The organism is Pseudomonas sp. HTZ2, assembly GCF_033173945.1.
Classification (GTDB): domain Bacteria; phylum Pseudomonadota; class Gammaproteobacteria; order Pseudomonadales; family Pseudomonadaceae; genus Aquipseudomonas; species Aquipseudomonas guariconensis.
Genome location: NZ_CP137332.1, coordinates 3,771,156 through 3,784,820, shown reverse-complemented (window position 1 = coordinate 3,784,820; position 13,665 = coordinate 3,771,156). Strand labels below are relative to the sequence as shown.

Sequence of the window (13,665 nt, the reverse complement as noted above, 5' to 3'; positions counted from 1 at the left end):
CATCGCGACACGAGGCCGCTCCCACAGGTACCGCGCGAAAACCAAAGGTTTTCGATCAAAGCACCGCCTTCGGATAGGACCCCAGCACCTTGAGCGCCACAGCCTCCTGGCTGATCTTCTCCAGCACCGCCTTAATCAGCGGGTCGCGGTGATGGCCGACGAAATCGATGAAGAACACGTAGGTCCATTTGCCGCTGCGCGACGGGCGGGTCTCGATACGGGTCAGGTCGATGCCGTTTTCATGGAAAGGCACCAGCAGCTCGTGCAGGGCACCTGGCTTGTTGCTCATCGAGACGATGATTGAAGTCTTGTCATCGCCGGTCGGCGGCACTTCCTGGTTGCCGATCATGAGGAAGCGCGTGGAGTTATCCGGGCGGTCCTCGATCTTCTCGGCCAGGCGGGTCAGGCCGTACAGATTGGCCGCCATATCGCCGGCGATGGCCGCCGAATTCCACTCGCCCTTGACCCGTTTGGCGGCCTCGGCGTTGCTGGACACCGCCACGCGCTCGACATTCGGGTAGTGCGCGTCCAGCCACTTGCGGCATTGGGCCAGGGACTGAGCGTGGGAATAGATGCGCGTGATGCTGTCGGTCTTGGTGTTCTCGCCCACCAGCAAATGGTGGTGGATACGCAGCTCGACTTCGCCACAGATCACCATGTCATGCTCGAGGAAGCTGTCCAGAGTGTGGCTCACCGCGCCTTCGGTGGAATTTTCCACCGGCACCACACCGAAGTTGACGGCACCTGCCGCCACTTCACGGAACACTTCATCGATGGCAGCCATCGGACGGCTGACCACGGCATGACCGAAGTGCTTCATGGCCGCGGCCTGGGTGAAGGTGCCTTCAGGGCCGAGGTAGGCAACCTTGAGCGGCTCTTCCAGGGCCAGGCAGGAGGACATGATTTCGCGGAACAACCGCGCCATCTCTTCGTTGTCCAGCGGGCCCTTGTTGCGCTCCATGACGCGCTTGAGCACAGCAGCCTCACGCTCGGGCCGGTAGAATACCGGCTTCTCGCCTTCGGCCAGGGAGGCGGTCTTGACCTTGGCCACCTCCTGGGCGCAACGGGCGCGCTCGCTGATCAGCTCGAGGATCTTCTCGTCGAGACTGTCGATGCGTACGCGCAGCGCCTTGAGTTCCTGATCGGACATCAAGCGTGCTCCTTCTCGAACTCGGCCATGTAGGCCACCAAGGCATCGACCGCTTCCAGGCCCAGGGCGTTGTAGATCGAGGCGCGCATGCCGCCGACCGAACGATGGCCCTTGAGGTTGAGCAGACCACGGGCATCGGCGCCGGCCAGGAAGGCCTTGTCCAGGCGCTCGTCGGCCAGGCGGAACGGCACGTTCATCCACGAGCGGGCATTGTGGCTGATCGGGTTGGTGTAGAACTCGCTACCATCGATGAAACCGTACAGGCGGTCCTTCTTGGCGCGGTTGCGCTGCTCCATGGCCTCGACCCCGCCCTGCTCCTTGAGCCATTCGAACACCAGGCCCGAGAGGTACCAGGAATAGGTGGCAGGAGTGTTGTACATCGAGCCGTTGTCGGCCGCGACCTTGTAGTCGAGCATGGTTGGGCAATGGCTACGGGCGCGACCGAGCAGGTCTTCGCGCACGATCACCACCACCAGACCGCTCGGGCCAATGTTCTTCTGCGCACCGGCATAGATCAGGCCGTACTGGGAGACGTCGATCGGGCGCGACAGGATGTCGGACGACATGTCGACCACCAGAGGAACGTCACCGGTCTGCGGAACCCAGTCGAACTGCAGGCCACCAATGGTCTCGTTGGACGCATAATGGACATAGGCAGCGTTCTTGGTCAGGTTCCACTCGTTCTGCCCCGGAATAGCCAAGTAATCGTAGGGCTTGGCGCTAGCGGCGACATTGACATGACCGAAGCGGCGCGCCTCTTCGATGGCCTTCTTCGACCAGATGCCAGTCTCGACGTAGTCGGCCGTAGCGTTTTCCGGCAGCAGGTTCAGCGGGATCTCGGCAAACTGCTGGCTGGCACCACCCTGCAGGAACAGGACTTTGTAGTTGGAGGGGACGGACAGCAGGTCGCGCAGATCCTGCTCGGCCTTTTCGGCGATGGCCACGTAGTCATCGCTGCGATGGCTCATCTCCATCACGGACAAGCCCTTGCCACGCCAATCCAGCATTTCGGCCTGGGCACGCTGCAGGACAGCGTCAGGAAGCGCGGCAGGGCCTGCGCAGAAGTTAAAGGCTCGTTTGCTCACATCCACTCTCGCTCTGCCAAATAGTACAAATCTACAATCTTCGATACTGCCGAGCACCCTGGGAAGCGGGTTTACCCGCTTCCACAGGTAGTGCACCGTCCTTGAGGACGCTGCCTGCCGTAATCAGTCAAACGGGGCGACCATGGTCGCCCCGTTCGGGGGTGTTGCGCTGAGTTACTCCTGTGGCGCCTCTTCGGCGACACCACCGTCGTCGTCGACTGCGTCCAGCGCATCGACCTCGACGCCCTCCTCGTCCCCGTCGATCAGTTCGTCGGGATCTTCGGACGGCTCCTGAATCCGCTCCAGCCCCACCAGCGTCTCGTCGGTCGCCAGCTTGATGAGGGTCACACCCTGGGTGTTACGGCCCAGGCTGGAGACCTCACCCACACGGGTACGCACCAAGGTGCCCTGGTCAGAGATCAACATGATCTCTTCGCCTTCCTGCACCTGGATCGCACCGATCAACAGACCGTTACGCCCCTTGGTACCCATGGCGATGACGCCCTGGCCGCCACGGCCGCGACGAGGGAACTTGGACAGCGGGGTACGCTTGCCGAAGCCACGCTCGGAAGCCGTGAGGATCTGCGCGCCGGACTCAGGAATCAGCATGGAGATCACCTGCTGCCCTTTGCCCAGTTTCATGCCGCGAACACCACGGGCGGTACGGCCCATTTCGCGCACCACGCTCTCGGCGAAGCGGATCACCTTGCCGGCGTCGGAGAACATCATGACTTCCTTGGCGCCGTCGGTGATGGCCGCGGCAATCAGGGTGTCACCTTCCTTGAGCTTCAGGGCGATCAGACCGCTGGAACGCGGACGGGCGAACTGGGCCAGCGGGGTCTTCTTAACGGTACCGGAGGCGGTCGCCATGAAGATGTACGCGCCGGTCGGCTCTGCCACCCATTCCGGGGTGTCGCCGTCTTCTTCGTCGACTTCCTCGGCCTCGATCACTTCCCCTTCGAGCACGGTGTCGTCGGCATCCTCCAGTTCTTCGTCGCCATCGGCGTTCTGCTGAAGGGCTTCGAGGTCAATCTGCAGCATGGCGGTGATGCGCTCACCTTCTTCCAATGGCAGCAGGTTGACCAGCGGACGGCCACGGGCGGCGCGGGACGCTTCGGGAATCTCGTAGGTCTTGAGCCAGTAAACCTTGCCCTTGCTGGAGAACAGCAGCAGCGTGGCGTGGCTGTTGGCGACCAGCAGGTGTTCGATGTAGTCCTCGTCCTTCACGCCAGTGGCCGACTTGCCTTTGCCGCCACGGCGCTGTGCCTGATAGGCGGACAGCGGCTGGGTCTTGGCATAGCCACCGTGGGAAATGGTCACCACGCGCTCTTCTTCCGGGATCATGTCGCCGTAGCTGAGGTCGTGGGTGGCGTTGAGGATTTCGGTGCGACGGGCATCGCCGTACTCGGCGCGGATCGCTTCGAGTTCTTCGCGGATCACTTCCATCAGGCGCTCAGCGCTGCTCAGGATGCGGATCAGCTCACCGATCTGTTCGAGGATCTCCTGGTACTCGGCCAGCAGCTTCTCGTGCTCAAGGCCGGTCAGGCGGTGCAGGCGCAGGTCGAGGATGGCCTGGGCCTGTTCCGGCGAGAGGTAGTACTTACCATCACGCAGGCCGTACTGCTCCGGCAGGTCTTCCGGACGGCAGGAGTCGGCACCGGCACGCTCGACCATGACCTGCACGGCGCTGGACTCCCAGGCCGTGCTGATCAGGGCTTCCTTCGCCTCGGAAGGGGTCGGCGAGGCCTTGATCAGGGCGATCACCGGGTCGATGTTGGACAGCGCAACGGCCTGGCCTTCAAGAATGTGACCACGCTCGCGCGCCTTGCGCAGCTCGAACACGGTACGGCGGGTCACCACTTCACGACGGTGACGGACGAACGCCTCGAGCAGGTCCTTGAGGTTGAGCAGACGCGGACGGCCGTCGATCAGCGCGACCATGTTGATGCCGAACACGCTCTGCAGCTGGGTCTGCGAATAGAGGTTGTTGAGCACCACTTCCGGCACCTCGCCGCGACGCAGCTCGATGACGATGCGCATGCCGTCCTTGTCGGACTCATCACGCAGCTCGGTGATGCCTTCGATCTTCTTCTCTTTGACCAGCTCGGCGATTTTTTCGATCAACCGCGCCTTGTTCAACTGGTACGGCAGCTCGGTGACGACGATCTGCTGGCGACCGCCGGTCTTGTCCTTGTCGATGTCCTCGATCTCGGAGCGGGCGCGCATGTAGATGCGGCCACGGCCGGTGCGGTAGGCCTCGATGATGCCCTGGCGGCCGTTGATCAGGCCGGCAGTGGGGAAGTCGGGACCGGGGATGAACTGCATCAGTTCATCGATCGACACCTCGGGATTGTCGATCAGCGCCAGGCAGCCGTCGATGACCTCGCCCAGGTTGTGCGGCGGGATGTTGGTTGCCATGCCCACGGCGATACCGCTGGAACCATTGACCAGCAGGTTGGGGATCTTGGTCGGCATGACCGCCGGGATTTGCTCGGTGCCGTCATAGTTGGGCACCCAGTCGACGGTTTCCTTGTGCAGGTCGGCCAGCAGCTCGTGGGCCAGCTTGGCCATGCGCACTTCGGTGTATCGCATGGCTGCGGCGTTGTCGCCGTCGACCGAACCGAAGTTGCCCTGGCCATCGACCAGCAGATAACGCAGCGAGAAGGGCTGGGCCATACGCACGATGGTGTCGTAGACCGCAGTGTCGCCGTGGGGGTGGTACTTACCGATGACGTCACCGACCACACGCGCGGACTTCTTGTACGGCTTGTTCCAGTCGTTGCCCAGTTCGCTCATCGCGTAGAGAACGCGGCGATGCACGGGCTTCAAGCCGTCACGCGCATCGGGCAGCGCACGCCCGACAATCACGCTCATCGCGTAGTCGAGGTAAGACTGTCTCAGTTCGTCTTCGATATTGACCGGGAGGATTTCTTTGGCCAGTTCGCCCATGAGAAGCCTGATTCCTTTTTCTGGTGAAACTTCGTCGTTTCCCTCGTAGGACGAACGAAGCTCGCCGCCGCACGCAAAGGGGTGCGACGACTTACGACAAATCAATGAGTTGAGCCATGGATCTGCGCAATGAAGGCCGCTTCAACGAGCGGCCCTGGAAACTGCCGGATGGTATCACAAAGGCGTGGGGCGTGGGAGATATGGCAGGTTGCCGCTGCGCCTGTAAAAACGCCGTTTTTCCTGCCCCACGATGAGGCCATCGTAAAATCCTGAACGATCAGTGCAAACGCTTGCGACAAATCAACTGGGCAATCTTGGCGGTATCAGGCCGTTCTACCACGCCTCGCTCGGTCACGATCACATCGACCAGGTCCGCTGGCGTCACATCGAATACCGGATTGAACACCTCCACCTCGGCTGCCACACGGTTACCCGCCACATCCAGCAGCTCGTCGGCCTCGCGCTCCTCGAGGGGAATGTCCTCGCCGGTAGCCAGGTTCAGGTCGATGGTGGTGCTCGGCGCCACCACCATGAAGCGCACGCCATGGTGCATGGCCGCGACCGCCAGTTGGTAAGTCCCGATCTTGCCAGCCACATCGCCATTGGCGGCGATGCAGTCAGCGCCCACCACCACCCAGGTGATGCCCTTGGTCTTCATCAGGTGGGCCATCGCCGAATCCGCGCACAGGGTCGCCGGGATGCCTTCGTGGGCCAGCTCCCAGGCGGTGATGCGCGAGCCGTGCAGCCAGGGCCGGGTTTCGCCGGCGTAGACCCGCTCCACCATGCCTTCGAGGTAGGCCGCGCGGATCACCCCCAGCGCAGTGCCGAAGCCGCCACTGGCCAAGGCACCAGCGTTGCCGTAGGTGAGGATGGTCTGCGCGTTGCCCTGCTGGCGGCGAATCAGCTCCAGGCCGTGCTGGGCCATGGTCAGGTTGGCTTCGCGGTCGCTTTCATGGATTGCCACCGCTTCGGCCTCCATGACCGCCAGCACGTCTTCATCCGCACGCAGACGCTGCAGACGCTCGCGCATGCGGTTGAGCGACCAGAACAGGTTGGCCGCCGTTGGCCGGGCTTCGGCAAGGGCAAGGAAATCTTCCTCCAGCGCGTGCTCCCAGTCCTCCCCTTCGGCCAGGCGCTGGCGCAGGGCAAGCACTAGGCCGTAGGCGGCGCTGATGCCAATGGCCGGCGCACCGCGCACCGCCATCTGGCGGATCGCGTCGACCACCGCCGTCACGTCGGTGCAGGCCAACCAATGCTCACGAACAGGCAGCAGGCGCTGGTCGAGCAGATGCAAGGTGCCATTACGCCACTGGATGCCGGTCACCTTCTCCGCCGCCAAAAGTCGCTCGCGCATCGCCTCTCCCCGTCGTTCGCTGATCAAAAGCGGCCGATTATAGCGAGCCTCAGCCCTGGACGCTCGGGTATACTGCGCGCTTGACTCAACCGAACCAGGTGCCCTTCGCATGCCCACAGCCCCCTCCCCCCTCGACCTGCTGCTCGTCCCGGGCTGGCTGGTCCCCGTGGAGCCGGCCGGCGTGGTACTCAAGGAGCACGCCCTGGGCATCCGTGACGGGCTGATCGCCTGGCTCGGCCCGCGTGAACGGGCACCGGCTGCACGGGAAGTACGCGAGCTGCCCGACTGTCTGCTGTGCCCCGGCCTGATCAACGCCCATGGCCACGCCGCCATGACCCTGCTGCGCGGGCTGGCCGACGACCTGCCGTTGATGACCTGGCTCAAAGAGCACATCTGGCCGGCCGAAGGCCGCTGGGTGGATGAAGCCTTCGTGCGCGATGGCACGGACCTGGCCATCGCCGAGCAGCTCAAGGGCGGCATCACCTGCTTTGCCGATATGTATTTCTTCCCGCGGGAGGCCTGCGACCGAGTGCACCGCAGCGGTATTCGCGCCCAGATCGCCGTGCCTTTGCTGGATTTCCCCATCCCTGGCGCCCGCACGCCCGACGAAGGCCTGCACCTGGCCATCGAGCTGTTCGATGACCTGCGCCACCACCCACGCATCAGTGTCGCCCTGGGGCCTCACGCGCCCTATACGGTCAGCGATCAGAGCCTTGAGAAGATCCGCGTCATCGCCGACCAGCTCGACGCCCCGCTGCACATGCATATCCACGAGACCGCCGGCGAAGTCGAACAAGCCCTGGCCGAGAACGGCGAGCGCCCGCTGGCGCGCCTGGCCCGTCTCGGCCTGCTGGGCCCAAGGCTGCAGGCGGTGCACATGACCCAGATCAGCGACGATGACCTCACTCTGTTGGTAGAAAGCGACACCAGCGTTGTCCATTGCCCCGAATCCAACCTCAAGCTGGCCAGTGGCTTCTGCCCGGTGGAACGGCTATGGCAGGCCGGGGTCAACGTGGCGGTGGGCACCGACGGGGCGGCCAGCAACAACGACCTGGATCTGCTCGGCGAAACCCGCACCGCGGCCCTGCTGGCCAAGGCGGTCGCCGGCTCCGCCACAGCCCTGGATGCCCACCGAGCCCTGCGCATGGCCACCTTGAATGGTGCCCGCGCCCTGGGTCTTGAGGCGGTCACCGGCTCGCTGGAGCTGGGCAAGGCCGCAGACCTGGTGGCTTTCGACCTCTCGGGGCTGGCCCAGCAGCCCGTGCACGACCCGGTTTCGCAACTGATTTACGCCACAGGCCGCGACTGCGCACGGCATGTCTGGGTCGCCGGCCACCAACTGCTCGACGACCGACGCCTGACGCAGATGGACGAACAAGCTTTGACGACCACGGCCCGCGCCTGGGGCGCGCGCATCGCAGGCCACGAATGACGGCCGCAAGCCTTGGGTTTGCGCCTGTAACACTTTTATCGAAGATTCAGAGGATTGTTCCATGAGCAACGTCGACCACGCCGAAATCGCCAAGTTCGAAGCCCTGGCTCACCGCTGGTGGGACCGCGAGAGCGAGTTCAAGCCGCTGCACGACATCAACCCGCTGCGGGTCAACTGGATCGACGAGCGCGTGGGCCTGGCCGGTAAGAAGGTGCTGGACGTCGGCTGCGGCGGCGGCATCCTCAGCGAAGCCATGGCCCTGCGTGGCGCCAGCGTCACCGGCATCGACATGGGCGAGGCACCATTGGCCGTGGCCCAACTGCACCAGCTGGAGTCCGGCGTCGAGGTCGAATACCGCCGCATCACCGCCGAAGAGATGGCCGAGGAAATGGCCGGGCAGTTCGACGTGGTCACCTGCCTTGAAATGCTCGAACACGTGCCTGACCCCTCCTCGGTGATTCGCGCCTGCCATCGCCTGGTCAAGCCGGGCGGCCAGGTCTTCTTCTCGACCATCAACCGCAACCCCAAGGCCTACCTGCTGGCGATCATCGGTGCCGAGTACGTGCTCAAGATGCTGCCGCGCGGCACCCACGACTTCAAGAAGTTCATCCGCCCGTCGGAGCTGGGCGCCTGGAGCCGCGTCGCGGGCCTCGAGGTGAAAGACATCATCGGCCTGACCTACAACCCGCTGACCAAGCACTACAAGCTCAGCAGCGACGTCGACGTCAACTACATGATCCAGACCCTGCGCGAGGAATGAGCATGCGTTTGCGAGCAGTACTCTTCGACATGGACGGCACCCTGCTGGACACGGCGCCGGATTTCATTGCCATCTGCCAGGCCATGCTGGCCGACCGTGGCCTGCCGGCCATCGATGACCAGCGCATTCGCGACGTGATTTCCGGCGGCGCCCGGGCCATGGTTGCGGCCACCTTCGCCATGGATCCGGACGCAGAAGGCTTCGAAGCCCTGCGCCTGGAATTCCTCGAGCGCTACCAGCGCGACTGCGCAGTGCACAGCAAGCTGTTCGACGGCATGGCCGAGCTGCTCGAGGACATCGAGAAAGGCAACCTGCTGTGGGGCGTGGTCACCAACAAGCCCGTGCGCTTCGCCGAGCCGATCATGCAGCGCCTGGGCCTGGCCGAGCGCTCGGCCTTGCTCATCTGCCCGGACCATGTGAAAAACAGCAAGCCCGACCCCGAGCCGCTGATTCTCGCCTGCAAGACCCTGAACCTGGACCCGGCCAGTGTCCTGTTCGTCGGCGATGACCTGCGCGACATCGAGTCCGGCCGTGATGCCGGTACCCGCACGGCGGCGGTGCGCTATGGCTATATTCATCCTCAGGACAATCCCAACAACTGGGGAGCAGACGTGGTGGTGGACCACCCCCTGGAACTGCGCAAGGTGATCGACAGCGCGCTGTGCGGCTGCTGACCCCTGATGCGGCCCCAAGTGGAACCCGCTCACCCAGGGGGCCGTGCAAGATTGACAAGCAAGGACACCTGACATGTACGACTACACCGCCCGCCCCGACCTGCTCAAAGGCCGGATCATTCTGGTCACAGGCGCTGGCCGTGGTATCGGTGCTGCCGCCGCCAAGGCCTATGCCGCCCTGGGGGCGACCGTGCTGTTGCTGGGCAAGACCGAGGCCAACCTCAACGAGGTCTACGACCAGATCGAGGCGGCCGGCCATCCGCAACCGGTAGTGATCCCGTTCAACCTCGAGACCGCCCTGCCCCACCAGTACAACGAACTGGCCGTGATGATCGAAGAGCAGTTCGGCCGCCTCGACGGCCTGCTCAACAATGCCTCGATCATTGGCCCGCGCACACCGCTGGAGCAGCTTTCGGGCGAGAACTTCATGCGCGTGATGCACATAAACGTCAATGCCACCTTCATGCTGACCAGCACGCTGTTGCCGCTGCTCAAACTGTCGGAGGACGCGTCGGTGGTGTTCACCTCCAGCAGCGTCGGGCGCAAGGGCCGCGCATACTGGGGCGCCTATGGTGTCTCGAAGTTTGCCACCGAAGGGCTGATGCAGACCCTGGCCGACGAACTGGACGGCGTAGCGCCGGTGCGCGCCAACAGCATCAACCCTGGCGCCACCCGCACCGCGATGCGTGCCCAGGCCTACCCGAGCGAGAACCCGCAGAACAATCCGCTGCCCGAAGAGATCATGCCGCTGTACTTGTATCTGATGGGTCCTGACAGTGCCGAGGTGAACGGGCAGGCGTTCGACGCCCAGTAACTGGGCCGTTCAGCCTGACACGATCAGAGGCCAGGCCAGCTCCTACAGGTAACGTGTTGCCCCTGTAAGAGCTGGCGCAGCCTGCGATGGGGCGCAAGGCCCCAGACCTTACCCTATCGCCAGCGCCGGCCGCAGACGCCCAGGCTGACGATGCTCCAGCTGCATGCATCGCTCCAGGAACAGGAACATGCAGTCATAGCTTTTGCAGATCGTCCTGCGCAGCTCGGCCCGCAAGCCCGGAGTCGGGTGCTCGCCAGCCAGCGTACAGATGATCTCCAGCGCCTCCCACGGGTGCGCATCATCGTATTGAGCATGCATCTTCAGCCATTTCATCGCGCGCTTGCGGATGTCCTCGGGGAAGCTCAAGGCATAGGTGTCGGTGGAACACACCAGCGCCGCCCACTCACCTGTCGCGCCTTCGATCGCATAGTTGGTCGCGGCCATCGACAGCGCCAGCGACTCGGTGGCACAAACCCGCCAGCACCAGTCATTGAGGCCATTGAGCTCCGGCGGGACCTCCTGGGCCTGCAGGTCAGCCAATGTGATCCCGTGGGCCTGGCACCAGTGCAGCCAGTAGTCGGCGTGGTTGAGCTCGACGCGGATGTTGCGCATCAGCCAGCGCCTCGCCATGTCTTCGCCTGGGTGCCGGGCAAAGCGGGTCTTGGTCAGGTTGTGGGCCATATAGAGGGAGAACTGCTCGACCACCGGCCAGCCACCGATCAGGTACTGGCGGATAGTGGCCTGCTTGAGCTGGCCGTCGCGCAAGCGCTGGTAGAACTCATGCTCCACCACCCGCCGCTTGCTTTCGCGGCACTCTTCGATCAATTGCTGAGCCCAATCGGGGTAACTGGCGGCATCCATCAATGGGCCGATTCGTACGAAGGTATCAATCACTTTCTGCTCCTTGAATCCATGTGATTTCCGGACGACACCTTCTTCAACGAAAGGTCCCAGGCGCCCGGTGCAACAGGGGCCTTGCGGCTATTCGTTGGCGTTGCAGGCTGTCGCAGGTGAACACCTGCGGCCGCTCGATGAGGTAACCCTGGGCATAATCCACGCCGATCTCCTGCAACGCCTGTTCAATCAACGGCGTTTCGACGAATTCGGCAATGGTCCGTTTGCCCATCACATGCCCGATATGATTGATCACCTCGACCATGGCGCGGTTGATCGGATCGTCGAGCATGTCTTTTACGAAACTTCCGTCGATCTTCAGGAAGTCTACAGGCAAATGTTTTAAATACGCGAATGACGACATACCCGCGCAGAAGTCATCCAACGAGAACTTGCAGCCCAGCCCCTTCAACTCGTTGATAAAACGAATCGCACTGCCCAGGTTGGCGATGGCGCTGGTTTCGGTGATCTCGAAACAGACCAGCCGCGGTGGAATCGAATACTTGCCAAACAATGAGCGCAGGTACTCCAGGAACTTGTCGTCGCCAATGCTCGATCCGGATAAGTTGATCGCGCACATGGCCAGCGGCCCTTCCCTGCCTTCGTCCAGGCATTGGCGAATGACCTGGAACACGTTGCGCACCACCCAGCGATCCAGGGCAGTCATCAAGCCGTAGCGTTCGGCGGCCGGAATAAAGGTGCTGGGCAGGATGGTGCGGCCGCTTTCATCGTGCAGGCGCAGCAGGATCTCCAGATGGCCAGGCCCTTCCATGGATGAAAGCGGCGCGATTTCCTGGGCATAGAGGCAGAAGCGGTTTTCCTCCAAGGCTACGTGCAGACGCTGGATCCACGCCATTTCGCCAAAGCGCAGGGACAGTTCAGTGTCGTCGGCGTGGTACACCTGGACCCGGTTGCGGCCTTTCTCCTTGGCCATGTAGCAGGCCATGTCGGCCGCACGCAGCGAGGCTTCCAGGGTGCCGGCCGGTTGGGCGATATGCACAAGGCCCACACTCACGGTGGTGACGAACGGCCGGCCTTTCCACACAAAATGTAGGCTCTGCACGGTCTGGCGCAGTTGCTCGGCAATACGCTCGGCCTGTTCGGGCGGGCAGTTCTCCAGCAGCACGCCGAACTCGTCGCCCCCCAGCCGCGCCAAGGTGTCCCCCTCACGCAGGCCAGCCTGCAATACCGCGCAAATGTGGCGCAACAACTCATCGCCAGCGGCATGGCCGCTGGTGTCGTTGACCAGCTTGAACTGGTCCAGGTCCAGGAACATCAGCGAATGCCGCCCGGGCTGGCGTGCCAGGCTGTTGAGGGCCTGCTCGAGGCGATACTCGAACTCGCGGCGGTTGGCCAGGCCCGTCAAAGCGTCGTGAGTCGCCTGCCAGGAAAGGCTGGCGATGTACTGGCGCTCCTGGGTCATGTCATGCAACGCCAGCACCAGGCCACTGACCTGGCCATCGCTGACGATCGGCGAGCCGACCAGGTTGATCGACACCGTGCTGCCATCAAGCCGCTGTATCAGCCGGGCATGCTCGGAGCCACCCTTGAGACTGCCGCTGAGCACCTGCTCGACCAGGGTGCGGTTGTCGTGCTCGGCATGCTCGTCCACCAAGCTGAACAACGCCGCCAGCGGCATGCCCTGGGCCTGGCTGGCCTGCCAGTGGGTGAGCAGCTCGGCGGCCGGGTTCATGTAGACGATGCAGCCTTCGACGTCAGTGGTAATCACCGCATCGCCAATGGACTGCAAGGTGATCTGCGCCCGCTCCCGTTCGGCCTGCAGGGCCTGGGCAAACGCTTGGCGCTGGGCCAGCAGCTTGCTCGAACGACGCCAGGCGATACTGATGAGAAACAGCGCCGTCGCCAGATTGGTGATCATCAGCATCCTGAGCAACATCCGCGACCCTTCGCCCAGTGCATCGCTGAAGGCCTTGGCCGCCGGGGTCACACCCTCGTTGATGGAGACGATGCGCGCACGCCAGCGGTCCACGTCGCCGGCAGTGACCTCTCCAGTGACAAACCCCTCGCGCATCTCCCGAGCCACGTCATCGAGCAAGCGCAGATAGTTATCGCCGATGTCCCAATAGGCGATGGCGGTTTCCATATAGCTGACGTGGCGAAAATTGCGGTAGAACCAGATGATCCGGGAGGCATCGTCCGGGTGGTTGCCGCCTTGCAGGACACCTTTGCGCGCCGCCTCAATGTCAGGATCGGGTCGGTCCAGCGCCAGACGCAGCTGGTAGTCACCCTTGGGCACGTCGATTGCCTGCAGGTAACGCTGGTAAGAGCGTTCGTCACGGGTATCGGCGTACAGGCTCAGGTAGTAGATGGCGTCCTTCTGGGCCTTGGACCACAGGCTTTCGCCTGCCACATAGGCGCGTACGGCAGACAATGCGTAGAGACTCATGCTGCCCAACAGCATCTGGAAAATCACAACGGCGATGAAGGGCCAGATGATGCCCAGCAGCCTTGGCGCTTCGAGAGTCCGATTTCCCTTCATGTAATCCCTGTCACTGAGCAGAAAGGCGCATGTCGACCCAGACAAGCACAGCG

At 63.2% G+C, this 13,665-nt stretch carries 10 protein-coding genes; 4 read left to right on the top strand and 6 right to left on the bottom strand.

The window, feature by feature from the left end:
* Positions 1–55 precede the first annotated feature (55 nt).
* From pheA to mtnA, 4 genes are all read right to left on the bottom strand, one after another.
* Positions 56–1,150, bottom strand: coding sequence for a prephenate dehydratase (gene pheA / locus R6G97_RS17530; protein WP_023379266.1), 1,095 nt, complete (start codon positions 1,148–1,150; stop codon positions 56–58).
* On the bottom strand, positions 1,150–2,235 hold the full coding sequence (gene serC / locus R6G97_RS17525) for a 3-phosphoserine/phosphohydroxythreonine transaminase (protein ID WP_182816025.1): 1,086 nt from the start codon (positions 2,233–2,235) through the stop codon (positions 1,150–1,152). The genes pheA and serC overlap by 1 nt, the downstream gene beginning before the upstream one ends.
* A gap of 174 nt (positions 2,236–2,409) precedes the next feature.
* A complete protein-coding gene (gene gyrA / locus R6G97_RS17520; protein WP_043206592.1) occupies positions 2,410–5,184 on the bottom strand; it encodes a DNA gyrase subunit A in 2,775 nt (924 codons plus the stop codon).
* A 277-nt stretch (positions 5,185–5,461) separates the two neighbouring features.
* Positions 5,462–6,538 (bottom strand): S-methyl-5-thioribose-1-phosphate isomerase, encoded by a 1,077-nt coding sequence (gene mtnA, locus R6G97_RS17515; RefSeq protein WP_043206593.1) that lies wholly within the window; start codon positions 6,536–6,538, stop codon positions 5,462–5,464.
* 109 nt (positions 6,539–6,647) lie between these two features.
* On the opposite strand from mtnA, the gene R6G97_RS17510 reads away from it, so the two are divergent.
* The 4 genes from R6G97_RS17510 to R6G97_RS17495 all read left to right on the top strand — a co-directional run bounded on the left by R6G97_RS17510 (position 6,648) and on the right by R6G97_RS17495 (position 10,218).
* Positions 6,648–7,970 (top strand): TRZ/ATZ family hydrolase, encoded by a 1,323-nt coding sequence (locus R6G97_RS17510; protein ID WP_070573124.1) that lies wholly within the window; start codon positions 6,648–6,650, stop codon positions 7,968–7,970.
* Between the two features lie 61 nt (positions 7,971–8,031).
* On the top strand, positions 8,032–8,730 hold the full coding sequence (gene ubiG / locus R6G97_RS17505; RefSeq protein ID WP_043206595.1) for a bifunctional 2-polyprenyl-6-hydroxyphenol methylase/3-demethylubiquinol 3-O-methyltransferase UbiG: 699 nt from the start codon (positions 8,032–8,034) through the stop codon (positions 8,728–8,730).
* Positions 8,731–8,732: 2 nt separating this feature from the next.
* Positions 8,733–9,404, top strand: coding sequence for an N-acetylmuramic acid 6-phosphate phosphatase MupP (gene mupP / locus R6G97_RS17500; RefSeq protein ID WP_043206596.1), 672 nt, complete (start codon positions 8,733–8,735; stop codon positions 9,402–9,404).
* A gap of 73 nt (positions 9,405–9,477) precedes the next feature.
* Complete coding sequence (locus R6G97_RS17495; protein WP_317847278.1) at positions 9,478–10,218, top strand: YciK family oxidoreductase; 741 nt, start codon at positions 9,478–9,480, stop codon at positions 10,216–10,218.
* A 108-nt stretch (positions 10,219–10,326) separates the two neighbouring features.
* On the opposite strand, the gene R6G97_RS17490 is transcribed toward R6G97_RS17495, so the two are convergent.
* Positions 10,327–11,112, bottom strand: a complete 786-nt coding sequence (locus tag R6G97_RS17490; protein WP_043206598.1) for a TenA family transcriptional regulator — start codon at positions 11,110–11,112, stop codon at positions 10,327–10,329.
* 43 nt (positions 11,113–11,155) lie between these two features.
* Positions 11,156–13,612 (bottom strand): EAL domain-containing protein, encoded by a 2,457-nt coding sequence (locus R6G97_RS17485; protein WP_317847277.1) that lies wholly within the window; start codon positions 13,610–13,612, stop codon positions 11,156–11,158.
* Between the last annotated feature and the right edge of the window lie 53 nt (positions 13,613–13,665).

What these genes read in the sequence shown, in the direction of transcription:
- R6G97_RS17510 (WP_070573124.1), top strand. Translation starts at nt 6,648, where the DNA reads ATGCCCACAGCCCCCTCCCCCCTCGACCTGCTGCTCGTCCCGGGCTGG.
- ubiG (WP_043206595.1), top strand. Translation starts at nt 8,032, where the DNA reads ATGAGCAACGTCGACCACGCCGAAATCGCCAAGTTCGAAGCCCTGGCT.
- R6G97_RS17495 (WP_317847278.1), top strand. Translation starts at nt 9,478, where the DNA reads ATGTACGACTACACCGCCCGCCCCGACCTGCTCAAAGGCCGGATCATT.
- mupP (WP_043206596.1), top strand. Translation starts at nt 8,733, where the DNA reads ATGCGTTTGCGAGCAGTACTCTTCGACATGGACGGCACCCTGCTGGAC.
- gyrA (WP_043206592.1), bottom strand. Translation starts at nt 5,184, where the DNA reads ATGGGCGAACTGGCCAAAGAAATCCTCCCGGTCAATATCGAAGACGAA.
- mtnA (WP_043206593.1), bottom strand. Translation starts at nt 6,538, where the DNA reads ATGCGCGAGCGACTTTTGGCGGCGGAGAAGGTGACCGGCATCCAGTGG.
- pheA (WP_023379266.1), bottom strand. Translation starts at nt 1,150, where the DNA reads ATGTCCGATCAGGAACTCAAGGCGCTGCGCGTACGCATCGACAGTCTC.
- R6G97_RS17485 (WP_317847277.1), bottom strand. Translation starts at nt 13,612, where the DNA reads ATGAAGGGAAATCGGACTCTCGAAGCGCCAAGGCTGCTGGGCATCATC.